This window comes from Acinetobacter sp. 789_lipA (genome assembly GCF_058242845.1).
Genome location: NZ_JBZAYS010000001.1, coordinates 3,527,518 through 3,550,351, shown reverse-complemented (window position 1 = coordinate 3,550,351; position 22,834 = coordinate 3,527,518). Strand labels below are relative to the sequence as shown.

Genomic DNA, 22,834 nt, shown 5'->3' with positions numbered 1-22,834 from the left:
TTAAAAAAATATAGTAAAAATGGAAGCGAAGTGCTCCCATTTTTTATTATTCAATCATTAAAACTCTTGGCTCGTTGGGCGCAAAACAATTTCATTAATGTCTACATCCGCAGGCTGTTCAATTGCATAAGCAATTGCTCGAGCGACTGAGTCAGCTGGTATGGCTTGTTTGTAGAAATCAGTAACAAACTCTGAACTTTCTTTATGAGAAGAACCGAATTTTAGTTCTGACTCAACTGCACCAGGCTCAATAGTCGTCGTTCTAATTGTTCCCCCAACTTCATGACGAAGTCCTTCAGAGATGGCTCTTACAGCAAACTTAGTATCGCTATAAACAGTACCGCCTGGACTAAATACTTTTAACCCTGCAACAGATGCGAGATTAATAAAGTGTCCAAAGTTTTGTTTTTGGAAAACAGGTAGGGTAGCTGCTATACCATAAAGAACACCTTTAATATTAATGTCGATCATACGATCCCATTCATCAACTTTTAGCTCACTTAATGGTGCAATAGACATTAATCCAGCATTGTTTACCAATACATCGATTTGACCAAATGCGCTTAATGCCTTTTCAATAAGTGCTTGTACTTCATGTGGTTTGGTTATATCCATACCAATAAATTCAGCTTGACCACCTTCAGCACGAATGTCGTGAACAATAGCCTCTAATTTTTCAGTACGTCTAGCACCAAGTACAACCTTTGCACCTTTTTTAGCAAGTAAGCGAGCAGTAGCTTCACCTAAACCACTACTTGCACCTGTGATAACAATAACTTTATTTTCTATATTATTCATACAAGTAACCTTCAACCTATCTGTCAATCATATTTGATGGATTAAGTATTACAGCCTTATTAGGTATAATAAATGAATAATATTATCTTTCAGAATTCCTATTTACGGAATAATTACCATAACACAGGATTGGACATGCAGAACAAATTGGAAATGATGCGTATCTTTTGTGTCGCAGCAGAGTCTCGAAATTTTAAAGAGGCAGCAACTCAGCTCGGTATTTCCCCGCAGGTAGTGACACGGGCAATAAAAGAGCTAGAAGAGCAGCGCGGAGAGATTCTGTTTTACAGGAGTACTCGACAAATTAAAATTACTGCTGATGGTGAGCGTTTGGCAAAGCAAGCACGTTTTGCGGTGGGATCGATTGATGCTCTGCTTGTAAAAGACACCAAGGAAAAACGAGATGAAATGCGTGGGACTGTCCGTCTTACTGTTTCGTCAGTGTTAGGGCGTAAATTGGTAGTACCTGCACTAGCAGAATTTGCCACACGTTACCCAGATATTGTCGTGGATTGTGTGCTAACAGATTCACACTCGGATGTGATCGATGAGCGGATAGATATCGGGATCAGATTTGGATTTTTGCCGGACAATCGATATGTGGCAAGGGAATTGGCTAAAGTGAACTTTTATTCTGTGGGTACGCCAGAGTTAATTGATAAGGTCGGAATGCCCAAAAAAATTATTGACCTTGATAAATACCCTCTAACAGCACTATTCGATCATAAAACAGGGCGTTACTGGCCATGGACATTCACCGAAAGTCGAAGCTTCACGCCATCAAAGCCTCGTTTTATTACAGATGATCTAGAAGCTGAATTTCAAGCTATTCTCGCTGGAGTTGGATTCGGACACATGCCTGGATTTCTAGTTTTGCCGTGGCTTAGGAGTGGTAAGCTCATTCAGATACTTCATGAGGAAACCTCTCCCGTTTGGCGCCTGTATTTATATCGTCCACAGCGGGGCCCGACACCTTTGCGAATCCGAGCATTGTTTGATTACTTAGCGGAAGTGTTGGGCCATATAGAAACCTGAATCAGATGGAACTAACCTTTTTTCTAGAAAGTAGAAATCAGATAAGACCATCATGTATTTAGAGTAACTACAATTTTTCCTATTTGCTGATTTGATTCAAGATAGCGCTGAGCGTCATGCATGTCCTCAAAGTTAAAGCAACAGTCGATCACTGGACGAAGATATCCTGCACCTATACTGCTAAGAATAAATCGTCTGGCTTGCTCCCTTAGAACAGGGTCATGGAGAACCTCAAGGAACAAAAAACCTCGCATGGTTAAGCTCTTGCGTAATGCAACTTTAAGGGGAAATGGTGTGATCTCCGGGCTAAGTGCACCATGCATAACCATAGTTCCTCCCAAAGACATCGCTTTTGCAATCTGTTCAATATGTGGCCCTCCTACAGCATCGAAGGCGACATCAAGATATTCTCCCCCCAAACGTGAAACAAGCGCCTCATACAAATCTGGTTCATCTTCACTGGCTATAACATTTTTAACACCGAGATCCAGTAAACGTTGCTTTTTCTCTATCGTTTGTGTACTTGCAATGACCTTAGCACCCGCTGCTTCAGCTATTTGTATCGCAGCTAGTCCTACGCTACTTGAAGCTGCTGTGATCAAGATCGTTTTTCCTTTCGAAACTCCACCAGCATGGATTACACCACCCCAAGCCGTCAAATACTGCATCCAGATTGAAGAAGCTTCTTCCCAGCTTAAACTATCGGGTTTGTGAACTAAAAAAGTTTCTGGAATCAGAAGTTTGTCCGCATATGTCCCATATTTGGCTAGATTGTCAGTCGGAAGAATCGATACTGCATCTCCTGGAGAAAATTGGCGTACACCTTCACCTATCGCCAGAACTATGCCTGCTCCCTCATATCCCAGACGAGAAGGGAATACTGCCTTTTGAATATAAGTACCACGCCGAAACATTACATCAGCCCGGTTAAGTCCGATCGTTTTCATCTGGATTAGAACTTCTCCTGCTGCTGGTAAAGCAACAGGAAGTGTTTCTAATGTCAGAACATCTGTATCTCCAATACTATTGAAGCGCCAAGTCTTGGCCTGAAGTGCGTTAAATGACATCAATCGCGACCTTAATATTGGCAGAGCGATCTTGAACAGCATCATGAGCCTCAATCGCTTGTTTTAGAGTAAAATGACGAGGATCAACAATAGGACGCAGTTTACCTTCCTCAACAAGACGAGTCGCGATCTTAAGGATATCACCATGATGAGCACGGCGATTGCCTGTTAACATCGGCATTAGGACGAATACGCCAGACACTGTGGCACACCGTAGAGATGAACTCGCTAAATTATGATTACCAAATGCAGCACAGCTGGTAATGTGGCCATAGTGAGTTGTCATGGAAAGTGAAGCTTCGAGTACTGGACCACCCACAGTGTCGTAAACAATGTTAAAACCTTGACCCTCAGGGCTTGCAGCAATAATGTCATCGGAAGATGCTGTTGTGTAATCGAGAGGTGTTGCACCGAGTTCTGAAATCAGTGATTGATCAGCTGTACGACCAGTCGCCCAAACATTTGCATCAAGTGCTTTTGCAAGCTGAACCACCATATAACCAACGCCACCAGCACCACCCTGAACCAGTACAGTTTGCCCTGGTTGGACCTTCGCATTATCCACTAAACCTTCCCAAGCGGTGAGGAACGTCAATGGTAGTACTGCTGCCTCGCGCATAGAGATATTCCGTGGCTTTAATGCGATCAGATCAGCATCTGCTACAACATATTCTGCTAAAGATCCTTGAAGACCACGAACGCCACCTATCAGACCGTAAACTTCATCTCCGACGTTGAAGTGGGTGACACCTTCACCAACAGCAGTTACAACCCCAGCCATATCCGTTCCCAACACGGCAGGAAGCTCTGGCATAGCATATGGTGCTTCACCAAGACGAATTTTATAATCAATAGGGTTTACACCACTAGCATGAATACGTACTAGAACTTGCCCAGCCTCTGGTTGAGGTATAGGGAGTTCTACACGTTTAAATTCATGATCACCAAAATTTTCTAGGATAAGAGCATTCATCATCTTATTCATAGTTGTTCCTTATTCTTAACTGGGGGATGATATGCACAGTACCAAAGTAAATTAATCCAATAAATGATATTTATAGGATTTAATAATTCCTAAATAATGAATAATAAATATCATCCGCTCACTAAAAATATTCTAGTACAGTCTGTAAAGGCAGTTTGATCTAAACTGTCGGTAGTATTTTCAAGGCTTGATATGTTCAAAATATCTACAAAGTGGCTAAAATTTGAAACATAATTCTAAAAGGTCACAGCATCACAAAGAACATGAGCCAAAATAAAAAAATGGGAGCTGAAAGTCCCATTCTTTGTGACTTTAGCATCAGCTCTACGATGTTAATTTAAAAAAAAACTAAAAACAGGGATAGAAAATTTTCGCTAAAGGTCTTTTTGATTTTCGATTTATAAAAAATATTGCTTTTTTTATACTATGGGGTACTATAGTATTAATGCTAGCAAGTAAGGAGGTCTGATGCCTAATCAGGTTGAAGACAAAAAAAAGATTCTTCTACGCGTCAGAAAGATCAAAGGTCAGACGCAAGCGATTGAAAAAGCGTTAGAAGACAATGTGGAATGTGGTGCAATTCTGCAACAAATATGCTCTGTGCGTGGTGCTATTAATGGTTTAATGAATGAAATGTTGGAGGTTCATTTAAAGGACACTTTAGTATCAGGTGAAACTACAGAACAACAACGAAAAGAAGAATTGGCTGAAATCGCCAAGATTCTAAAATCATATTTAAAATAGATCTGTATAAGGAATTATTCCATGAAGTCACGTGCTGCTGTTGCGTTTGGTCCTGGTCAACCTCTTCAAATTGTTGAAGTTGATGTTGCACCACCGAAGAAAGGTGAAGTATTAATCAAGATCTCCCATACCGGTGTGTGTCATACAGACGCATTTACTTTATCTGGCGATGATCCTGAAGGTGTTTTTCCGGCTATTCTCGGGCATGAAGGTGCTGGTGTCGTAGTTGAGGTTGGTGAAGGCGTGACTAGCGTCAAACCAGGTGATCATGTAATTCCACTTTACACCGCTGAATGTGGCGAGTGCGTATTCTGTAAATCTGGAAAATCGAACTTGTGTATTTCCGTTCGCGAAACTCAAGGTAGAGGCGTAATGCCAGATGGTACCACTCGTTTTTCCTACAATGGTCAACCGATTTACCACTATATGGGCTGCTCAACGTTCAGTGAATACACGGTAGTGGCAGAAGTATCATTGGCTAAAATCAATCCTGAAGCCAATCACGAACATGTCTGCTTACTGGGTTGTGGTGTCACAACGGGTATCGGTGCAGTACACAACACGGCTAAAGTACAAGAGGGTGATACTGTTGCGGTCTTTGGTTTAGGTGGTATTGGTCTAGCAGTCGTACAAGCCGCACGTCAAGCTAAAGCAGGACGTATTATTGTGGTTGACATGAATCCAGATAAATTTGCGCTGGCAAAAGAGTTTGGTGCAACGGACTTCTTGAACCCTAAAGACTACGACAAACCAATCCAGCAAGTCATTGTCGAAATGACTGGCTGGGGTGTAGATCATTCATTTGAGTGTATTGGTAACGTGAATGTGATGCGTGCAGCCCTTGAAAGTGCACACCGTGGCTGGGGACAATCCGTAATTATTGGTGTAGCTGGCGCAGGTCAAGAAATCTCTACCCGTCCATTCCAACTGGTTACTGGTCGTAAATGGTTAGGTTCTGCCTTTGGTGGCGTAAAAGGTCGTACGCAACTTCCAGGAATGGTTGAAGATGCCATGAACGGTAAAATTCAATTAGAACCATTTGTGACACATACGATGGGCTTGGATCAGATCAATGAAGCCTTTGATCTAATGCATGAAGGTAAGTCAATTCGTACTGTAATTCATTACGAATAATTCCGTCAGACCTTATAGTTTTCCATGCATGTGCATCATGAATGACATGCATGGAATCCTCTAAAACGGCACATTATCTGTAAAACCGATCTATCTGTGTAGGCATCGTGTATAGGTTCAACATACCTGCCTACATTTTAAATCTTTATCACTATTCTCTGTGGAGAATGTCGGACTCTTTGTTTACTGGATTTCTCATGAAGTCTTGCTCAACATAGGTAATTGATTATGGAAATAATTGAGAAACATGCTTCTTTTGGTGGATCGCAAGAAGTGTATCGCCATCAGTCAATAGCACTAAACTGTTCAATGAAATTCTCAATATATCTGCCACCTCATGACAAAGATGAGCGGTTGCCAGTTTTATATTGGTTATCAGGACTGACTTGCAACGAACAGAACTTTATTACTAAAGCCGGAGCACAAAAGTATGCGGCTGAACATAAAGTCATTATTGTTGCACCAGATACCAGCCCACGTGGAGAAGATGTACCAGATCATGCAGATTATGATTTAGGCCAAGGCGCAGGATTCTATGTAAATGCAACACGAGCACCCTGGTCACAGCATTTCAAAATGTATGATTATATTGTGGAAGAACTCAGAAACCTGATTGATCTGAATTTTCCGACCAACCAAGTCCAAAGCATTATGGGTCATAGCATGGGTGGTCATGGTGCATTAGTAATTGGGTTAAAAAATCCTGAGCTGTATAAAAGTATTTCTGCTTTTGCACCGATTGTTGCACCTAGCCAAGTACCTTGGGGGAAAAAGGCTTTCACACACTACCTAGGTGAAACCGAAACTTTATGGAAAAGCTATGATGCGATTGAATTAATCAAAAATACTGAAGTTCATTTACCTATTTTAGTCGATCAGGGAACAGCTGATGATTTTCTTGAAGAACAGTTAAGGCCTAAGCTTCTTAGTGATATTTGTTTGGAACAAGAATATCCTCTTGCACTTAACCTAAGAGAAGGGTATGACCATAGCTATTACTTCATTGCGAGCTTTATAGAGAAACATATAGAGTTTCACAGCAAATTCCTAGCTAAATAACTTTCATAGATATGAGGATGTACAATGTTGTTCTTGAATGCTTCTTGAGCAATATAATTTCCAGATGAAGAGGTCAGCTTATAAATCTAAGGACGAATCAATTGATCCTTATATAACTAAGATTGAATTTAATCATCTCATATCTTGATTTTTTGATTCAAATGTTAATGATCTTAACTTGAATAAATTCATAGCATTATGTCGAAATAAACATCCAAATTTTGGCTCTGCTATGGAAAATTGTTTTTAATCTTTGTACAACAAAACTTTCTGACATACATAAATTATCAATGTCAGTATGAGTTTTAATTTTAATCAATTGTGGAGTTTTAGTCATGCTTAAAACAGCTTTATATGTCCGTCTTGAAGCTAAACCGGGTAAAGAAGACGAAGTGGAAGCTTTCCTTAAAGCCGGTTTACCTATTGTAATGGAAGAACCTGCGACAGTTGCGTGGTTTGGCCTACGTCTTGGACCTACAACATTTGGTATTTTTGATGCATTTCCTGATGAGGCGGGTCGCCAAGCACATTTATCTGGCAAGGTTGCAGCTGCGTTGATGGCTCAGGCCGAAGAGCTATTTTCAGAGCCACCGTCTATTGAAAAAGTAGATGTTTTGGCGAGTAAACTACCAGCTTAAACCGACGCTTAAATGTATGAGGGTGCTGCCTGAAATTTCGAATGAAAGGCAGCACTTCAACCCTGTGAGGTTTGTCAGAGGCTTTTTATTCAAGTTGGGCTACTTTATTTAATGGCTTAATCTCATCATTTACATGGGTCAATATCAAAACAGGGTAAATAAACGAATGAATCCATGTACATGCCTTATATTGAACCAATCTATCTAATTTAGCGTTGCATTTGTACATCTGCTAAACCGTGCCAATCTACTTTTAAAATATTTAATCATTGCTATTTTGTATGAGCCATTCACTGTTTCAGCCAATGCGTTCACGACCATGTCAATAGTCATACATGTTGATACCTTTCATCCAACAATCGCTCGTGAAAATACATCAATAATAAAAGCGGTATAGAACAAATCTGAATTAGTTTAACCATCACTAAAGTCGCAAGCTGAAATAATTTTTATAAAAATAGACGACTGGTCTATTTTTATGTATAGTTAGCACATGGTGTAGGCAAAAGCCGTAGTGTTGTCCGATTTTTTAAAAGTTTATTTGATGAATAACGGTGGTTTTTCAAATCAATTAACTGATCATTCTAGGATAAAAATATGCTGAATTTTAACTTTTATAATCCGACCCGCATTATTTTTGGTGGCGATACAATAGCTAAAATCAATGACTATGTGCCTACAGAAGCAAAAGTATTAATGTTGTTTGGTGGTGAAAGTGCACGTAAGAATGGTACTTTAGCTGAAGTGCGTGAAGCATTAGGTGCAAGAGAAATTCATGAATTTGGCGGAATTGAGCCGAATCCGAGTTATGAAACCCTCATGAAAGCTGTAGAGCTGATTCGAGAACAAAAGATAGATTTCTTGATGGCTGTCGGTGGTGGATCGGTAATTGATGGTACTAAATTTATTGCAGCAGCAGTCAATTATACAGGGGATACATGGGAGATTTTAGAAACCCATGGTAATAAAATTACCCAAGCTTTGCCTTTTGCGAGTGTACTCACCCTTCCGGCAACTGGTTCAGAAATGAATAGCGGTGGGGTAGTCACCAGAAAATCGACCCAAGCCAAATTGTCATTTAGCAGTCCCTATGTTTTTCCGCAATTTTCCGTACTTGATCCGAATAAAACTTTTAGCTTGCCGACGCGCCAGTTGGCTAATGGCGTGGTCGATGCATTTATTCATGTCATGGAACAGTACTTAACTTACCCTGTGAATGCACAAGTACAAGATCGTTTTGCCGAAGGTCTATTGCAAACTTTGATTGAGATTGGACCGAAAATCTTGGAAGATTCAGCAGATTATGACACGCGTGCGAATTTGATGTGGGCTGCTAGCATGGCACTGAATGGGCTAATTGGAGCTGGTGTACCACAAGATTGGTCAACCCATTTGATTGGGCATGAGCTCACGGCTTTACATGGTATTGATCATGCTCGTACCTTGGCCATTGTGTTGCCGGCCAATCTACAAGTACGTCGTCAAGAGAAGCGAGAAAAATTACTACAATATGCGGCTCGTGTCTGGCAGATTGTCGAAGGTGATGAAGAACAACGTATTGATGCAGCTATTACCCGTACTCGAACCTTCTTTGAGCAACTCGGATTGCCGACTCGTCTTAGCAATTATCAATTGGGGGCGACAGATATTGAGATCATCATTACGCAACTCGAATCACATAATCTGACCCAGCTAGGCGAACATAAAAATGTTTCATTAGAGATCAGTCGCCAAATTCTCGAGACGAGCCTCTAAATAAGCGTATCTGTCGTGGTCACGCCACACGGCAAGTGATCATGCAACAATGCTCCTCAATTCTGAAAATTATCGAAGAAATAACATGAAAATTTTACTCGTTTTAACCTCACATGATCAACTTGGCAATACTGGTAAGAAAACAGGTTTCTGGCTAGAAGAACTTGCTGCACCGTATTACACCTTTATTGACTCTGGTGCTGAAGTTACGCTGGCGTCGCCTCAAGGTGGGCAGCCACCACTAGATCCGAAAAGTAATTTAGCAGATGCACAAACTGAAACCACTCATCGTTTTGAAGCTGATCCAACTGCAATGCAAGCATTGGCACAGACGCATAAACTTAGCGAAATTTCTGTAGCTGATTATGATGCAGTGTTTTATCCAGGCGGGCATGGCCCATTGTGGGATTTAGCAAAAGATCCAATTTCAATTTCTCTGATTGAACAGGCGATTCAGTCTGGCAAACCTGTTGCAGCAGTGTGTCATGCCCCGGGTGTTCTACGTCATGTGAAAGCGAGTAATGGAGCGCCTTTAGTTAGCGGTAAATTAGTGACTGGTTTCACCAATACTGAGGAGGCTGCTGTAGGTTTGACTGAAATTGTACCATTTTTAGTCGAAGACATGCTTAAAGAAAACGGTGGTCATTATTCTAAAGTGGATGATTGGCAAGTATATGTTCAAGTAGATGGCTTGCTGGTTACTGGACAAAATCCAGCCTCTTCTGCTGCAACAGCTACAGCATTACTTCAATTGTTGAAATAAAGAGTAGCGAGTGCCTGTTGTGGTGCTTAGCAGTGAATAAAACTTCTGACTCTGAGCAACTGGCGCAATAAGCAAAATAACCCTCATTTAATGGTGAAGGGCCTGAGTGAATAGCTTTACTTCCTTTATTTTTCTATATACAGGAAGGAAGGGTATTTTTTTAATTTAGATCAATTTAGTCATGATGACTTGGATACAATGAAATGAAAGCCAGCAAATTTTTTCAAAACTTAAGCTTAGGCCCGTATGTTTTGCAAAACCGTATTGTATTGCCACCATTAACGCGGTCGCGCAGTACTCAGCCAGGGAATATTCCAAATGAACTGATGGCAACCTATTATCAACAGCGTACCGGGGCAGGATTTATGGTCACCGAAGGTACGCAAATCGAGCCACGTGGTCAAGGCTATGCTTGGACTCCTGGTATTTACAGCCCTGAACAGATTGCTGGATGGCGTAAAGTGACGGAAGCAGTGCATGCTAAAGGAGGCATTATTTTTGCACAACTTTGGCATGTTGGGCGTGTTTCACATACATCTTTGCAACCCAATCATGCATCACCGGTCGCGCCCTCGGCTATTAGGGCTGACAGTAATGTTAAAGTCTTTATTGAAACCGGGCCCAATGCAGGGGCCTTGGCTGATCCTTCAATGCCACGTGCTTTAAGCAATGCAGAAGTTAAAGAATTAGTGCAACTCTATGCTCAAGCCGCGCGTAATGCATTGGCTGCTGGTTTTGATGGGGTTGAAATTCATTGTGCAAATGGTTATTTGGTAAATCAATTTATCTCTGCACATAGTAACCACCGTGAAGATGAATATGGTGGATCACTAAACAATCGTTTGCGTTTTTTACGTGAAGTAGTACAGGCAGTTGCTGAGGTGGTTGGTGCAGATCGTTTAGGAGTGCGTTTTGCCCCGCTATTTGAAAGTACAGAGGAAGATCGTGTTTACATGGGGTTAGTTGAAGATGATCCACATGTGACTTATATTGAGGCTATAAAGATACTTGAAGAAGTTGGGATTGCCTATTTATCGATTGCAGAAGCTGATTGGGATAATGCACCAGAACTTCCTCATGATTTTCGTAGAGATGTCAGAGACACTTTCAGTGGTCGGATTATTTACGCAGGTCGATATACGGCAGAAAGAGGGACTCGAATTTTAGAGGCAGGGCTGGCCGATTTAATTGCATTTGGACGCCCATTTATTGCGAATCCAGATTTACCCGATCGCATCGCTAATGGCTGGCCATTGAATGCAGTAGATGCAAGCACTATGTATGGTGGGACGGAAAAAGGCTATATTGATTATCCAGCTTACGCAGATTAATATCGACTAAGTGAGTTATTTTGCCAACCTTTATGGTTGGCAAAGTAAGAACTTAGGATTGCTGTTGCCAGCATAACTTCTTCTTAAAACAAATTCTTAAAATTTTTTATCTGGGTAATGAGCCAACCTGCCAGTGGGAAAGAAATCAGTTGCGTTACTGGCACTAATACTATGACTTCAATCAACACCATCATCGGGAAACTTTGATGCTGAGTAATTGGCTTTAATAAAGTGAGAACCAGTAATAGTGTGGGATATAAGCCTAAATAACCAACTAAAATACGAGTCATGAGGGCTTTAGAAGGAGAATTCATTGTGCGCTATACTCATTGATTGTAAATTGATCTAATAGCAACACATTAATAAGTAATCATTGGGCTGCTATCATTAATTATGTAATTGATATTTAATTTAATTTTTATGAATCTTCACTTTTTAATAGAAATTTAGTTGCTCTCAGCGCTTGATGTAATGGTGTTTTATCTTTTTGCAACTTACTCAGTAATGCTGCACCTAACCACATTTGGTAAAGTACTTGTGCCAACGTCGAGGCCTCAGTATCTGCTTGGATAGACTGATCCTGTTTACCCAAATCAATTAAAGCAGCAATACGTTCGATTACATCATCGACGCCAGCGGACATAATGGAGCGCATATCTTCAGATAGATCGGCAACTTCTGCGGCAAGTTTCACAATTAAACAGCTATCCGCCCAACCACACTGTGTTTCAGGATCTTCTATCCATAAATTAAAATACTCAATCAGCTTTTGATAAGGGGATTTATCGCTACGCCATACATTATTTAAACGGACTTGGTAATTATCTACATAATGCTGTACCAATTCACATCCGAAAGCTTCCTTGGATTGGAAATAATGATAAAACGAGCCTTTAGGGATCTCACAGCTCTGTAAAATTTCCTGTAATCCTACACCGGTAAAACCTTTATGCAAAATCAGGTCTGAACTGGTGTTAAGAATGTGTAAGCGCTTCGCTTCAGACTTTTTAATAGGAGTAGGCTTCATATTAATTATTTACTCTATTGTAAAAAATAGACCAGTCGTATTGTTTTTTATTATAACTCATCTACAATGGATGTAAAGAAATTTTAATCATAATTTTTGATTGTGAAGGGAAATATTTCTAAATAAAACATGGAGTTATATGTGTGAAAACAGTTATTAATCAACGCATCGTTTTAGCTAAACGGCCAGTGGGTGAGCCAAAACACAGCGATTTTCGTATTGAGCAAATTGAGCTCAATGAACTTAAACAAGGTGAGATATTGTTGAAAACCATTTACTTGTCACTCGATCCTTATATGCGTGGTCGCATGAGTGATGCTCCTTCATATGTAGCACCGGTTGAAATTGGCGAGGTGATGGTCGGTGGAACAGTCAGTCAAGTGGTGGCCTCTAAAAACCCAAAATTCAAAGAAGGCGAGTGGGTTCTTTCCGGAAATGGCTGGCAGGGCTACGCAATTTCTAATGGGACTGCATGTCAAAGCTTAGGTATGCAACCTGAACATCCATTTTGGGCATTGGGTATTTTGGGAATGCCAGGATTTACTGCTTATACGGGGCTGTTGGACATTGGTCAGCCTAAAGCCGGTGAAACTTTGGTCGTTGCAGCTGCAACAGGACCTGTTGGTGCTACGGTTGGACAGATTGGCAAAATTAAAGGTTGTCGCGTGGTTGGCGTCGCAGGTGGGGCTGAAAAATGCCGTTATGCAGTAGAAGAACTCGGCTTCGATGCTTGTATCAATCATCATGATGAAAATTTTGCAGAACAATTACAACAAGCAGCTCCCAACGGTATTGATATTTATTATGAGAATGTGGGGGGGTAAAGTGTTTGATGCGGTATGGCCATTGCTTAACTCTGCGGCACGTGTACCGGTGTGTGGTAACGCTACCGAGCAAGCACAAGGGCCAGACCGTTTACCGGGCTTTATTTCCACCCTTTTAAAAAAGCGTATTCGCATGCAAGGCTTTATTATTTTTGATGATTATGGCAGTCAGTATCCGGAATTCTATCAGCAAATGTCTGAATGGTTGAAAGACGGAAAAATCAAATATAAAGAGCATATGGTGCAAGGTTTTGAATCGTACCGGGTTTGTCGGAGAGTCAATATTCTGAGAGACTATCCCGATGACAAAATTAAAATATACCCCTGAAATCAGAGAAAGAGCGGTTCAATTATTGATTGAATCTGAAAAAGATTATCCTTCTACTTGGGCTGCAATCACAGCAATTGCGCCTAAGATCGGTTGTACTCCTGAAACACTTCGTGCCTGGCATCAAAAGCATTTAGATCAGCAAAATCCTATTAAAGTACAACAGATATCTGATCAAGAAAAAATGAAGCAAATGGAACGTGAAATTAAAGAATTAAAGCGTGCCAATGAAATTCTACGTAAAGCAGCCGCTTTTTTCGCCCAGGCGGAGCTCGACCGCCCATACAAATAATGGTGGATTTTATCCATAACAATAAAGATCGATATGGTGTTGATGCGATTTGTAGGATTTTACCGATCGCAGCTTCAACCTATTACCGAACTTTAGATCTCGCTGACAATCCAGAACATCGAGCGAAACGTGCTCTGCATGATTTACATCATGCAGAGCAAATCAAACGTATTTGGAAAGAAAGTTTAGGTCGATATGGTGTACGTAAAGTTTGGCAAAAACTGAAACGTGAAGGTTATGTCATCGCACGTTGTACAGTTGCTCGATTGATGCAGAAGCTAGGTATACAAGGTGTTTGGCGAGGTAAGAACAAACAAACTACCCGCAACCGAGATGATCAAAAACGAGCAGATGATTTAGTGAAACGTAATTTTAGTGCTGATCGACCTGACCAATTATGGGTCAGTGACTTTACGTATATTCAAACTCATTCAGGCTGGGTCTATACCGCCTTTATTATTGATGTGTTCTCGCGAGCAATTGTTGGATGGAAAGTATCTACACGGATGAATACAGATATGGTGCTCGATGCATTGGAGCAAGCATTGCACGATCGAGGCATGCCAAAGAATGTGATTCATCATTCCGACAGGGGTGTGCAATATCTTTCCATTCGCTATACCAATCGTTTAGAAGCAGCAAATTTACGAGCATCAGTCGGTACAACTGGTGATTCATACGATAATGCTCTGGCTGAAACGGTGAATGGCTTATACAAAACAGAGGTGATTGAATATTTAAAAGCAGATTGGCAAGGTTTAGCAGATGTACAACTTGCGACACTAAACTGGGTAGATTGGTTCAATAAAAAGCGTGTACACAGTGCACTGGGTTATGTATCGCCTTTTGAGTTTGAAGCAATGTACTATGATAAGATTAACCCGTTAGGTCAGGTGGCCTAACTTAAATAAAAAAGTCTCCGACGTACCTGGTACGGTTCAGTTTAGATAACACGATCAATGCTTTCAATGGTATGTTGAAAGGAGAAAACTTTGGCAAAGTGGTTGTAAAAATTTAAAAAATAGGAATTATCATGATCACACTACATCATTTAGATCAATCACGTTCTTTTCGCATTTTGTGGTTACTTGAAGAAATCAAGCAGCCTTATGAGTTGAAACGCTATTATCGTGACTCAAACACGCATTTGGCCCCTGACTCTTTAAAAACCATTCATTCTTTAGGGAAATCTCCAGTATTGGAATGGGATGGCAAAGTTATTGCAGAGTCGGGTGCGATCGTTGAGTTATTAATTCAGAAACTTGCGCCGCATTTAGCACCAGATATGGATGAATCTACCTATGTCGATTATCTACAGTGGATTCATTTCTCAGAAAGCTCGGCCATGCTGCCATTTTTGTTAAAAACGTTTAATGCGATAGAAACCAAGCAGGGTACGAAGTTGGTATTTCTAGAAAATTATACTCAAGTTGAGTTCGATAAAGTATTTGGCCATTTAAATGAATATTTAAAAGATAAAGAATTTCTAGTGGCAGACCGTTTAACCGGTGCTGACTTTATGATGGGCTTTGGACTACATGCTTTAGTTTATCATATGGGACAAGGTGGAAATTATCCCCATATCCAACGTTATGTAGCAGGTTTAAGCCAACTACCTAGCTGGCAAGCCGCAGTACAAATTGAACAAAATGGTGTGAAAAGGGCTTTGTTGCACAAAGATTTAAAAGATAACACTCTGCTCATTTGAACAGAATTCAAGTGACAACTTGGGTATGAGGACGACCTAATTCTGTAAATTTGTTCAATACGGCTATGCGTGCATGAATCTCATTCACCTGACTAGAAAAACTCCTTGCTGTTAATTTATCACCTAATAGTTTGATGCAATGCATCTTGGTTTCAACTAAACTTCGACGATGATAACCAGACCATTTTTTCCAAAGCGTTCTTCCTAAACGTTTAACTGTTTTCAGTAACTCATTCCGCTCTAAAGATCTCAATTTCTGATCTTTCCATGGTTTTGCATTTTTTCTTGGCGGAATGAGCGCATGTGCATCTCGATCTAGAATGACTTGTCTGCAGTGCTTCGTGTCATAAGCACCATCGGTATAGACCGAATCAATTCGTTCATCTAAGGGAATTTGAGCAAGTAAATCACCGAGTACTTGCGAATCGCTCACATTATTTGTAGTAAGCTGTACTGCACGTATTTGCAAGGTTTCAGCATCGATGCCAATATGAAGCTTACGCCATTGGCGACGATATTCAGGTCCATGTTTCTTACGTTTCCACTCACCTTCACCTAGAAACTTTAAGCCAGTTGAGTCGACGAGTAGATGTAGCCCATCACTACTTTTTTGATAGCTAATCGCAATATCAATATGTTTTTGTCTTCGACAAAGCGTACTGTAATCTGGTGCGGTCCAATTTAATCCACAAAGTTTAATCAGACTTTGAACAAAACCTGTGACCATGCGTAAAGAGAGTCTAAATAAAGATTTGATCATTAAACAGCATTGAATAGCCGTATCGGAGTAAGTTTGATTTCGACCTTGCTTGTTTTGTGGTTGTGCATACCACTGAGTGTTTGGATCAAACCAAATGGAAATGTTGCCCCGATTAATGAGAGCGCGATTATAGGAAGACCAGTTGGTTGTACGATAAGTTTTAGGAGTAGGTTTATTCATTTTGAAATTATAGGACTGAATAAACCTTATAGGCTAGGTTTGTGCAACAAAGCCTTTTGCACCTATAAAACTTGAGAAGGAGGCACGCTGTTATAGTTTTTTCAAGCCTTACTGTAGCTACTCATTCACACCAAAATAGCTGAAAATTTGACTCAAGAAGGGATCACAATCTTGATGGTGGCGTAATGTTTATAACACAGCAACTGAATACAATTTCTGAATTGGTTGAGGGGCAGGGTCTTTCAGATCAACTGCAACATCTACTTGCGCAGCAGTATTTAAACTTAGAAGCAACTTTGCTGCGTGCTAAAGTCTTACGTGATTTTTCAAGCGCTAAAGTTCAGTATATCGTGCAGTCTGCCATTCAAGCAGAACATGCCGAGGTCGCATTTTTATTTGCGCCTTTTATCTTGGCAAATTTAAACCATCCAGTGATTTATAGCAGTCCAGCCACGCCAACCGTACTCAATATCCTCAATCGTTACTATCAAGCAGAGCAAAAACAAAACCTAAAAATAGATGACGTGCTTGAGGCACTCAATGTTTATTTAGATTTGAGTGATAGCGTATTCAATGATGTCGATTTTTTCTATTTTTCATTGATCAAAGCGCTATGTCGAACTGATGTCTCGCAGATTTTTTTGGTGACATCATTGGTGCTCAATACACAAAAACTCGCAGAGCTGGAACAGTTTTTTAAAGTCAAAATCAACTATATTTCTACCCATCCACAAGATGTCATCATCGACAGTAGTGAATGGAATATGCGGAAATTGTTCTTTAAAAACAAAGATCAGCAATATATCGATTTATGTGAAAAATTCGCCACATTGAATGCGCAGTTATTGTTGAGTTATGGCAGTTATAACCAGCAGCAAGCGACCCAGTTGGTTGAAGATATGTTCTATGCCGAGCATATTTATGAAAAGTTATCGGTCTATGCCGAGTATATGCAGACCTGTCTACAACATGGCGTGTCCCGAAAGCCGGCGACTTTTTTCGCCTAACTTGCATTTTTGATCTCCCATTCAAAACAGCTTTTCTTTCAATTGATGCATATACCTAGGTCATCCCCATGTTTTTATACACAGACTTTGATCAAAATTTATTGAATGAACGTGTCGCACAGTTTCGCGACCAAACCCAGCGTTATTTAGAGGGAAAACTGACCGAAGAAGAATACCGCCCCTTACGCTTACAAAATGGTTTATATGTTCAACGTTATGCACCCATGCTACGTTTGGCAGTGCCTTATGGCTTAATGAACACAGAGCAATTGCGTAAGGTGGCTGAGGTTGCACAGAAGTATGACCGTGGTTATGCGCATATTTCTAAGCGTCAAAATATTCAACTGAATTGGCCGCAGCTTGCAGATGTCCCCGATATTTTGCAGGAACTCGCTACAGTACACATGCATTCTATTCAGACCAGTGGCAACTGTATTCGAAACACCACCACAGACCAATATGCAGGTGTAGTTGAGGGCGAGCTCACAGACCCGCGCCCCACCTGTGAACTAATTTGCCAGTGGAGTACTTTCCATCCAGAGTTTTCATTCCTTCCGCGTAAATTCAAAATTGCAGTTTGTGCACACCCTGAACAAGACCGTGCTGCCACAACTTTTCATGATGTTGGGGTCTATCTGGTAGAAAATGGAACGGGGGAGTTAGGTTATCAAATTAAAGTCGGTGGTGGGCTTGGACGCACCCCTTTAGCGGGACATGTGATTAAGCCATTTTTAGCCCGTGAAGATTTAATTGCTTATTTAGATGCCATCATGCGTGTATATAACTTGCATGGTCGCCGTGATAATAAATACAAAGCGCGTATTAAAATTTTAGTGAAAGCCCTCACTCCAGCGGGCTTTGCGGAAAAAGTGGAAGCTGAGTTTGCACATACTCAAACACTGCTCAAAGTTCAGCCTAGTGTTTTAGCGCAAATGGATGCCGTATTTCGACCGTTTGCCTATGAACCTTTAGATGCAGAAAATTTTGAGGCGTTGTTCCAACAGTATCCGAAGTTTAAACACTGGTTCAATATCAATACCCATGCACATAAAGTCGCGGGCTACCGCATCGTTACGATCAGCTTAAAACGGGCGGGTGTAGCACCGGGGGATATGACTTCCGATGAAATGCGTTTAATTGCAGATTTGGCTGACCAATATACCTTTGGTGAGCTGCGAACCACGCATGAGCAAAATATTGCCTTAACCGATGTACGCCAAAAGGATCTGTTTGAACTGTGGCAAGTCTTAGATCGTGGCAATTTGGCTCGTGCGCATATTGGCTTTCTGACTGACATGATTTGCTGTCCAGGTGGCGATTTTTGCTCCTTGGCAAATGCCAAATCCATTCCGGTGTATGAGGCGATTGCTCGCCGTTTTGATGATCTGGATGCTTTATATCATTTAGGCAGGGTCGATTTGAACATTTCAGGTTGTATGAATGCGTGTGGACACCACCATGTCGGTAATATTGGCATTCTAGGTGTCGATAAAAAAGGCGCTGAATATTACCAAATTAGTTTAGGCGGTAACTCAGATCATGATGCATCCATCGGTGATATTTTAGGGCCATCATTTCCTGTGGAAGATATTCCCGATGTGCTCGAAGAAATTCTAAATACTTATCTGGATTTGCGTTTGGAGCATGAATCTTTTTTAGAAACTTACAAACGTGTTTCGATCCAGCCGTTTAAAGCGCGGGCATATGCGGACATAAATTGAGATGTTGGACGACCGAACTCGGCTGAAGAAGTTAAACACTGCGAGCTACCAAATCATCATTATTTTGGCCGTTTGGAGCTGTGCTTATGTCTTACAAAAGTTGTTGAATTTGCCTGTGGCATCTGGAGTACTTGGTTTTTTTCTGCTGCTGTTCTTGCTTGAAATGAAGTGGCTGAAATTAGCCCACGTTGAACGCGGTGCCGATCTGTTGCTGGCTGAATTGCTGCTGTTTTTCATTCCGCCTGTGGTCGGTGTGATTCAATATCAGGATTTATTGATCACCAGTGGTTGGAAAATTCTGCTAGTGATTTTAATCAGCACCGCTTTAGTGATGATGGTTTCTGTATATAGCGTGCGGTTGCTGTTAAAGCAGCCAGAGCTAAATCAGGAACCAAAACAGGAAGATCAGTATGACTGAATGCTGGGGGCTTTTTTACTTGGTTTGGACCGTGCTGTGCTATTTCATGGCAAAGCAACTTTTTGTTCGAACACAAAAAATCTATTTATCCCCCATTATTGTTGTTCCTAGCTTGAGCATCGTACTGATCTTTCTTTTACAGCATCAGTTCCAAGACTATTACTTTTATACCCAATATTTGGTGGCCATGCTCGGTCCAATCACAGTGGCTTTTGCTATTCCTGTTTTTCGTTATCGCCGCATGATTCAGCAACATTTTAAAGTGTTGCTCTTCAGTTCTAGCCTCGCCATGTTGGTGGGTATTTTCAGCAGTTGGTTTTTGGCGAGCCTATTGGATTTTGATGACATCGTTAAAAATAGCCTGTTGGCGCGTTCCATTTCGATTCCTTTCGCTTTGGTGCTTACCGAAAAAGTGGGGGGCTCTATCAGCCTGATTCCGCTATTTACCGTGATTACAGGTTTGGTCGGTATGTTGTTGGGAGACCTCCTTTTGTTTTGGATCAAATACAAAAATCACCTTGCTTCTGGCGCAGCACTGGGTAATGCCGCACATGCTATGGGCATAGTTCGGGCAAGACAGCGGCATGAATTGGAAGGCGTCATTGCCAGTCTCTCGATGATTATTTCAGGAATCATTATGGTGCTATTTGCGCCATCGCTGATTGCAGTGACGAAGGATTTACTTGGCTTTATATCTTTTTAAATCAATAAGGAATCGAATATGAATCCTATGTCACATGCAAAGACAATCTTAAGCCCCAAAAGCTATCTTGCGGCCTTTGTCTTTATAGTACTCATGGTGGCGGCTGCCTATGGACTGAATGATCGTGAAATTATTCTGCCTGAAATGGCGGCGATGGCGGTTGGGCTGTGGGTCTATCGAGATAAACAGTGGCTCAATCAGCCAGATAAAATTTTTATTTTACCCAGTTTGACGGCTGTAATCGGCTTCTGCGTTAATTTGATGCCGATTTCATATCTGTTCAAACTGGTTTTGGTTCTCTGTGCCATGTTACTTGTGATGCGGATGTTTAACTATATATTACCGCCCGCACTGGCCACGGGTTTCTTGCCGATTGTGACCCAAGCCTATGAAATATCGTTTTTGATTTCGATTTTTGCCACCAGTTTTATCCTGATGTTGGGTGTTGTGCTCTTTAAACTGAACCAAGGCGTGGAGAGGAAAGGCAATTTTGATCGACGAAAAATAGGTGTATATGCCAGTATTACTTTAATCGGTTTTGCACTCGCTGCTATTTTCAAGGTTGAAGCGATGGCACTGATTCCACCGATTACAGTGGTGGTGTACGAATCATTAAATATGATGATGTATTCGTTGAAAATGTATCTTAAGCAGGTTGCTGTGTTGACACTGTCGATTTCAATGGCCGTGCTTATGCAGTTGTGGATTCAAGATTGGATCTTGCTCACCCTCATATATATGCCCTTGATGTTTCTTTTGCTCAAGCTCTTTGATATGCGAATTCCTGCAGTATATGCCTTTCCATTTTTGGTTTTCGTCTTTCCACAAGACAGTGTGATGCATTTACCTGTCGCATCTGGTCTGATGGCTGGTTTTTCACTCGGCTGTGTCTATATCTATCGCACCTATTTTCAGAATATGAGTGCTGAGAAATCCTATACCTAACTTGAGAGGAATGACATGATCTGATCATGTCATTTTATCTCTGGGATGGTGATATTTGCAGTATGGGCAGTGAGTCTCTTCAAATAAAAAGATGGTTTAAATCAGTCTGGATTTAAACCATTCAACTTTTATTCAAATGCTTCTGGATAAATACATTGGATCAAGGCATCTAAGGCATTTTGAATACGTTCATTGATTTCAAATGAACAATTGATCCGAATATGATGTGGAATATTATCCGTTTGATAAAATAATGAGCCGGGCGCAATGCTGATATTTTTCTCTAAGAGCTGCTCATAAATTAAATTGCCATTGATCTGCTCAGGCAAGGTAATCCATAAAAAATAGCCCGATGGATAATAATGAATTTGATAATCTTCAGACAAATATTCAGATAAATAAGTGTAATACTGATTTTTGAGACGTTTTAAGGTGTTACGCAAAGTTTTTAAGTGCTTTTCATAGTGTCGATGCGATAAATAATCAACCAAAGCATTTTGAATAAACGAGTTAACGGAAAGCGTGCTCATCAGCTGTAGATGCTGAATATGCTCCGAAAATTTACCCGCATAGACCCAACCAATCCGAAAACCCGCACCTAAAGTTTTTGAAAAAGAAGAGCAGTGTAAAACCAAATTTTTCTGATCAAAGTATTTCATCGACAGCGGTTTTTTATGATCAAAATAAAGTTCTTCATAAACATCGTCTTCAATTAAATAAATATCGCGCTCGTGCAGTAGCTTTGCCAGTTGGTATTTGATGTCGTCACTGACCGTAAAACCAATTGGGTTGTGACTGTTGAGCATCAGCAGACAGACTTTAATTGGATAACGTTCAATTGCATCTTTAAAAGCTTCAAGGTCAATACCGTGTTCTTCATGTTCAGGAATACTAATGACTTTCAGGCCCAAATGTTCAGCCGCTTGCCATGCGCCATAAAATATTGTTTTTTGAAGTAAAATGTAGTCACCCGGTTGGGTCATAGCTTGTAAGGAGAGGTTTAAAGCATCTAATCCGCCCGAGGTAATTACGATATCGGACGGGTCTGTTGGAATCCCTTGCATACAGTAGCGCTGCGCAATCAGTTTCCGCAGCTCAAAGTTTCCGGGAGGTAAACTTGGCATCTGTTCATAACTGAGACGGTGTTTGGCACGTTGTCCCAACGTTTGCATCAGCTTGGCAGAGTAGAGTAGTTGGCTGTTGGGAAAGGCAATGCCAAAGGGAACCATTTGTTCAGATTGGATCGATTTTAAATATCTGAAAATTTTAGAGTTGATTTCAATTTTTTCGTTGAGGATGACACTATTGGAGTTGCTTTCTGAGCGCGCATCGCCTGTCACAAAGTAACCGAGTTTTTCTTGTGAATAAATCAGACCTTGCGCTTCGAGTTCCTGATAGGCATTCATCACCGTCATCAGGCTAAAACCCGATGTTTCAGCTTGTTGACGTAGTGAAGGTAGTTTATCGTTGGCTTTCCAAAAACCACTTTCAATCAAATGTTTCAGGCTGAGCGCAAGTTTTTCTGATTTATACATATGGGTTCGCTGCAATTAAAAGGCACAGGACATGTATTGAAAGTCCCGTGCCTAATTCATAAAAAATGCTTGGCTGG

The 22,834-nt window shown here is 40.9% G+C and carries 22 protein-coding genes, 2 pseudogenes and 1 other annotated feature; of the genes and pseudogenes, 16 read left to right on the top strand and 8 right to left on the bottom strand.

Annotation, left to right across the window (positions count from 1 at the left end; genetic code table 11):
• Positions 1-57: 57 nt before the first annotated feature.
• Positions 58-798 (bottom strand): SDR family oxidoreductase, encoded by a 741-nt coding sequence (locus AC4CUZ_RS17505; protein WP_279692537.1) that lies wholly within the window; start codon positions 796-798, stop codon positions 58-60.
• Between the two features lie 135 nt (positions 799-933).
• Between AC4CUZ_RS17505 and AC4CUZ_RS17500 the strand changes: the two genes are divergently transcribed.
• Positions 934-1,833 (top strand): LysR family transcriptional regulator, encoded by a 900-nt coding sequence (locus AC4CUZ_RS17500; protein ID WP_279692547.1) that lies wholly within the window; start codon positions 934-936, stop codon positions 1,831-1,833.
• A gap of 50 nt (positions 1,834-1,883) precedes the next feature.
• Here the strand turns inward: AC4CUZ_RS17500 and AC4CUZ_RS17495 are convergent, their stop codons facing one another.
• Entirely contained in the window at positions 1,884-2,900 is a 1,017-nt protein-coding gene (locus AC4CUZ_RS17495; RefSeq protein WP_279692535.1) for a zinc-dependent alcohol dehydrogenase family protein, read from the bottom strand.
• Positions 2,890-3,885: a zinc-dependent alcohol dehydrogenase family protein gene (locus AC4CUZ_RS17490; protein ID WP_279692533.1), complete on the bottom strand. Its 996-nt coding sequence runs from the start codon at positions 3,883-3,885 to the stop codon at positions 2,890-2,892. Before AC4CUZ_RS17490 ends, AC4CUZ_RS17495 begins: the two co-directional genes overlap by 11 nt.
• Positions 3,886-4,353: 468 nt before the next feature.
• Between AC4CUZ_RS17490 and AC4CUZ_RS17485 the strand changes: the two genes are divergently transcribed.
• The 4 genes from AC4CUZ_RS17485 to AC4CUZ_RS17470 all read left to right on the top strand — a co-directional run bounded on the left by AC4CUZ_RS17485 (position 4,354) and on the right by AC4CUZ_RS17470 (position 7,460).
• Positions 4,354-4,629: a metal/formaldehyde-sensitive transcriptional repressor gene (locus tag AC4CUZ_RS17485; protein WP_001133624.1), complete on the top strand. Its 276-nt coding sequence runs from the start codon at positions 4,354-4,356 to the stop codon at positions 4,627-4,629.
• A 21-nt stretch (positions 4,630-4,650) separates the two neighbouring features.
• Complete coding sequence (locus AC4CUZ_RS17480; protein WP_279692524.1) at positions 4,651-5,763, top strand: S-(hydroxymethyl)glutathione dehydrogenase/class III alcohol dehydrogenase; 1,113 nt, start codon at positions 4,651-4,653, stop codon at positions 5,761-5,763.
• A 228-nt stretch (positions 5,764-5,991) separates the two neighbouring features.
• Positions 5,992-6,822 carry an S-formylglutathione hydrolase gene (gene fghA, locus AC4CUZ_RS17475; protein WP_490747962.1) on the top strand — a complete coding sequence of 277 codons (831 nt, stop codon included), beginning with the start codon at positions 5,992-5,994 and terminating at the stop codon, positions 6,820-6,822.
• A 335-nt stretch (positions 6,823-7,157) separates the two neighbouring features.
• Positions 7,158-7,460, top strand: a complete 303-nt coding sequence (locus tag AC4CUZ_RS17470) for a putative quinol monooxygenase (RefSeq protein ID WP_000920558.1) — start codon at positions 7,158-7,160, stop codon at positions 7,458-7,460.
• An 85-nt stretch (positions 7,461-7,545) separates the two neighbouring features.
• Here the strand turns inward: AC4CUZ_RS17470 and AC4CUZ_RS17465 are convergent.
• Positions 7,546-7,874: pseudogene (locus tag AC4CUZ_RS17465) on the bottom strand (IS3 family transposase); the annotation flags it as partial.
• A gap of 183 nt (positions 7,875-8,057) precedes the next feature.
• Between AC4CUZ_RS17465 and AC4CUZ_RS17460 the strand changes: the two are divergent.
• The 3 genes from AC4CUZ_RS17460 to AC4CUZ_RS17450 all read left to right on the top strand — a co-directional run bounded on the left by AC4CUZ_RS17460 (position 8,058) and on the right by AC4CUZ_RS17450 (position 11,309).
• Positions 8,058-9,215 (top strand): iron-containing alcohol dehydrogenase, encoded by a 1,158-nt coding sequence (locus AC4CUZ_RS17460; protein ID WP_419381041.1) that lies wholly within the window; start codon positions 8,058-8,060, stop codon positions 9,213-9,215.
• 85 nt (positions 9,216-9,300) lie between these two features.
• Complete coding sequence (locus AC4CUZ_RS17455) at positions 9,301-9,978, top strand: type 1 glutamine amidotransferase domain-containing protein (RefSeq protein ID WP_419381042.1); 678 nt, start codon at positions 9,301-9,303, stop codon at positions 9,976-9,978.
• A gap of 203 nt (positions 9,979-10,181) precedes the next feature.
• Complete coding sequence (locus tag AC4CUZ_RS17450) at positions 10,182-11,309, top strand: alkene reductase (RefSeq protein ID WP_419381043.1); 1,128 nt, start codon at positions 10,182-10,184, stop codon at positions 11,307-11,309.
• Positions 11,310-11,392: 83 nt separating this feature from the next.
• On the opposite strand, the gene AC4CUZ_RS17445 is transcribed toward AC4CUZ_RS17450, so the two are convergent.
• Both AC4CUZ_RS17445 and AC4CUZ_RS17440 read right to left on the bottom strand, forming a co-directional pair.
• Positions 11,393-11,623 carry a hypothetical protein gene (locus AC4CUZ_RS17445; RefSeq protein ID WP_005093650.1) on the bottom strand — a complete coding sequence of 77 codons (231 nt, stop codon included), beginning with the start codon at positions 11,621-11,623 and terminating at the stop codon, positions 11,393-11,395.
• A gap of 104 nt (positions 11,624-11,727) precedes the next feature.
• Complete coding sequence (locus AC4CUZ_RS17440; RefSeq protein ID WP_419381044.1) at positions 11,728-12,336, bottom strand: TetR/AcrR family transcriptional regulator; 609 nt, start codon at positions 12,334-12,336, stop codon at positions 11,728-11,730.
• 143 nt (positions 12,337-12,479) lie between these two features.
• Here AC4CUZ_RS17440 and AC4CUZ_RS17435 point away from each other — a divergent pair.
• The 3 genes and pseudogenes from AC4CUZ_RS17435 to AC4CUZ_RS17425 all read left to right on the top strand — a co-directional run.
• Positions 12,480-13,419: pseudogene (locus AC4CUZ_RS17435) on the top strand (NADP-dependent oxidoreductase); the annotation flags it as partial.
• Positions 13,420-13,462: 43 nt separating this feature from the next.
• Positions 13,463-14,682 (top strand): IS3 family transposase gene (locus tag AC4CUZ_RS17430; RefSeq protein WP_490747961.1). Its coding sequence is split into 2 segments (ribosomal slippage): positions 13,463-13,739 and positions 13,739-14,682, totalling 1,221 coding nucleotides; the frame shifts between segments, so codons are not numbered across the junction.
• Positions 13,738-13,854: a sequence feature (AL1L pseudoknot), on the top strand. (Overlaps the previous gene by 117 nt.)
• Positions 14,683-14,813: 131 nt before the next feature.
• A complete protein-coding gene (locus tag AC4CUZ_RS17425) occupies positions 14,814-15,488 on the top strand; it encodes a glutathione S-transferase family protein (RefSeq protein ID WP_114837649.1) in 675 nt (224 codons plus the stop codon).
• Positions 15,489-15,495: 7 nt separating this feature from the next.
• Here AC4CUZ_RS17425 and AC4CUZ_RS17420 read toward each other — a convergent pair whose 3' ends face one another.
• The gene (locus tag AC4CUZ_RS17420; protein WP_001040037.1) at positions 15,496-16,428 is read right to left on the bottom strand and encodes an IS5-like element ISAha2 family transposase; all 933 of its coding nucleotides are present in this window, start codon (positions 16,426-16,428) and stop codon (positions 15,496-15,498) included.
• A gap of 185 nt (positions 16,429-16,613) precedes the next feature.
• Here AC4CUZ_RS17420 and AC4CUZ_RS17415 point away from each other — a divergent pair, with 185 nt between their 5' ends.
• From AC4CUZ_RS17415 to AC4CUZ_RS17395, 5 genes are all read left to right on the top strand, one after another.
• Positions 16,614-17,435, top strand: coding sequence for a hypothetical protein (locus AC4CUZ_RS17415; protein ID WP_114837651.1), 822 nt, complete (start codon positions 16,614-16,616; stop codon positions 17,433-17,435).
• A gap of 68 nt (positions 17,436-17,503) precedes the next feature.
• Entirely contained in the window at positions 17,504-19,156 is a 1,653-nt protein-coding gene (locus AC4CUZ_RS17410; protein WP_278344949.1) for a nitrite/sulfite reductase, read from the top strand.
• Position 19,157: 1 nt separating this feature from the next.
• On the top strand, positions 19,158-19,574 hold the full coding sequence (locus AC4CUZ_RS17405; RefSeq protein ID WP_278344950.1) for a CidA/LrgA family protein: 417 nt from the start codon (positions 19,158-19,160) through the stop codon (positions 19,572-19,574).
• Entirely contained in the window at positions 19,567-20,277 is a 711-nt protein-coding gene (locus AC4CUZ_RS17400; RefSeq protein WP_419381253.1) for an LrgB family protein, read from the top strand. The genes AC4CUZ_RS17405 and AC4CUZ_RS17400 overlap by 8 nt, the downstream gene beginning before the upstream one ends.
• An 18-nt stretch (positions 20,278-20,295) precedes the next feature.
• Complete coding sequence (locus AC4CUZ_RS17395; protein ID WP_234303959.1) at positions 20,296-21,222, top strand: HPP family protein; 927 nt, start codon at positions 20,296-20,298, stop codon at positions 21,220-21,222.
• 128 nt (positions 21,223-21,350) lie between these two features.
• Here AC4CUZ_RS17395 and AC4CUZ_RS17390 read toward each other — a convergent pair whose 3' ends face one another.
• Positions 21,351-22,757 (bottom strand): aminotransferase-like domain-containing protein, encoded by a 1,407-nt coding sequence (locus AC4CUZ_RS17390; protein ID WP_490747960.1) that lies wholly within the window; start codon positions 22,755-22,757, stop codon positions 21,351-21,353.
• Between the last annotated feature and the right edge of the window lie 77 nt (positions 22,758-22,834).

Excerpts from the sequence above, each read along its gene's own strand:
- AC4CUZ_RS17450 (WP_419381043.1), top strand. The coding sequence starts at position 10,182 with ATGAAAGCCAGCAAATTTTTTCAAAACTTAAGCTTAGGCCCGTATGTT.
- AC4CUZ_RS17405 (WP_278344950.1), top strand. The coding sequence starts at position 19,158 with ATGTTGGACGACCGAACTCGGCTGAAGAAGTTAAACACTGCGAGCTAC.
- AC4CUZ_RS17455 (WP_419381042.1), top strand. The coding sequence starts at position 9,301 with ATGAAAATTTTACTCGTTTTAACCTCACATGATCAACTTGGCAATACT.
- AC4CUZ_RS17440 (WP_419381044.1), bottom strand. The coding sequence starts at position 12,336 with ATGAAGCCTACTCCTATTAAAAAGTCTGAAGCGAAGCGCTTACACATT.
- AC4CUZ_RS17445 (WP_005093650.1), bottom strand. The coding sequence starts at position 11,623 with ATGAATTCTCCTTCTAAAGCCCTCATGACTCGTATTTTAGTTGGTTAT.
- AC4CUZ_RS17425 (WP_114837649.1), top strand. The coding sequence starts at position 14,814 with ATGATCACACTACATCATTTAGATCAATCACGTTCTTTTCGCATTTTG.
- AC4CUZ_RS17480 (WP_279692524.1), top strand. The coding sequence starts at position 4,651 with ATGAAGTCACGTGCTGCTGTTGCGTTTGGTCCTGGTCAACCTCTTCAA.
- fghA (WP_490747962.1), top strand. The coding sequence starts at position 5,992 with ATGGAAATAATTGAGAAACATGCTTCTTTTGGTGGATCGCAAGAAGTG.
- AC4CUZ_RS17395 (WP_234303959.1), top strand. The coding sequence starts at position 20,296 with ATGAATCCTATGTCACATGCAAAGACAATCTTAAGCCCCAAAAGCTAT.
- AC4CUZ_RS17495 (WP_279692535.1), bottom strand. The coding sequence starts at position 2,900 with ATGTCATTTAACGCACTTCAGGCCAAGACTTGGCGCTTCAATAGTATT.
- AC4CUZ_RS17505 (WP_279692537.1), bottom strand. The coding sequence starts at position 798 with ATGAATAATATAGAAAATAAAGTTATTGTTATCACAGGTGCAAGTAGT.
- AC4CUZ_RS17410 (WP_278344949.1), top strand. The coding sequence starts at position 17,504 with ATGTTTTTATACACAGACTTTGATCAAAATTTATTGAATGAACGTGTC.
- AC4CUZ_RS17490 (WP_279692533.1), bottom strand. The coding sequence starts at position 3,885 with ATGAATAAGATGATGAATGCTCTTATCCTAGAAAATTTTGGTGATCAT.
- AC4CUZ_RS17460 (WP_419381041.1), top strand. The coding sequence starts at position 8,058 with ATGCTGAATTTTAACTTTTATAATCCGACCCGCATTATTTTTGGTGGC.
- AC4CUZ_RS17415 (WP_114837651.1), top strand. The coding sequence starts at position 16,614 with ATGTTTATAACACAGCAACTGAATACAATTTCTGAATTGGTTGAGGGG.
- AC4CUZ_RS17400 (WP_419381253.1), top strand. The coding sequence starts at position 19,567 with ATGACTGAATGCTGGGGGCTTTTTTACTTGGTTTGGACCGTGCTGTGC.
- AC4CUZ_RS17420 (WP_001040037.1), bottom strand. The coding sequence starts at position 16,428 with ATGAATAAACCTACTCCTAAAACTTATCGTACAACCAACTGGTCTTCC.
- AC4CUZ_RS17470 (WP_000920558.1), top strand. The coding sequence starts at position 7,158 with ATGCTTAAAACAGCTTTATATGTCCGTCTTGAAGCTAAACCGGGTAAA.
- AC4CUZ_RS17390 (WP_490747960.1), bottom strand. The coding sequence starts at position 22,757 with ATGTATAAATCAGAAAAACTTGCGCTCAGCCTGAAACATTTGATTGAA.
- AC4CUZ_RS17500 (WP_279692547.1), top strand. The coding sequence starts at position 934 with ATGCAGAACAAATTGGAAATGATGCGTATCTTTTGTGTCGCAGCAGAG.
- AC4CUZ_RS17485 (WP_001133624.1), top strand. The coding sequence starts at position 4,354 with ATGCCTAATCAGGTTGAAGACAAAAAAAAGATTCTTCTACGCGTCAGA.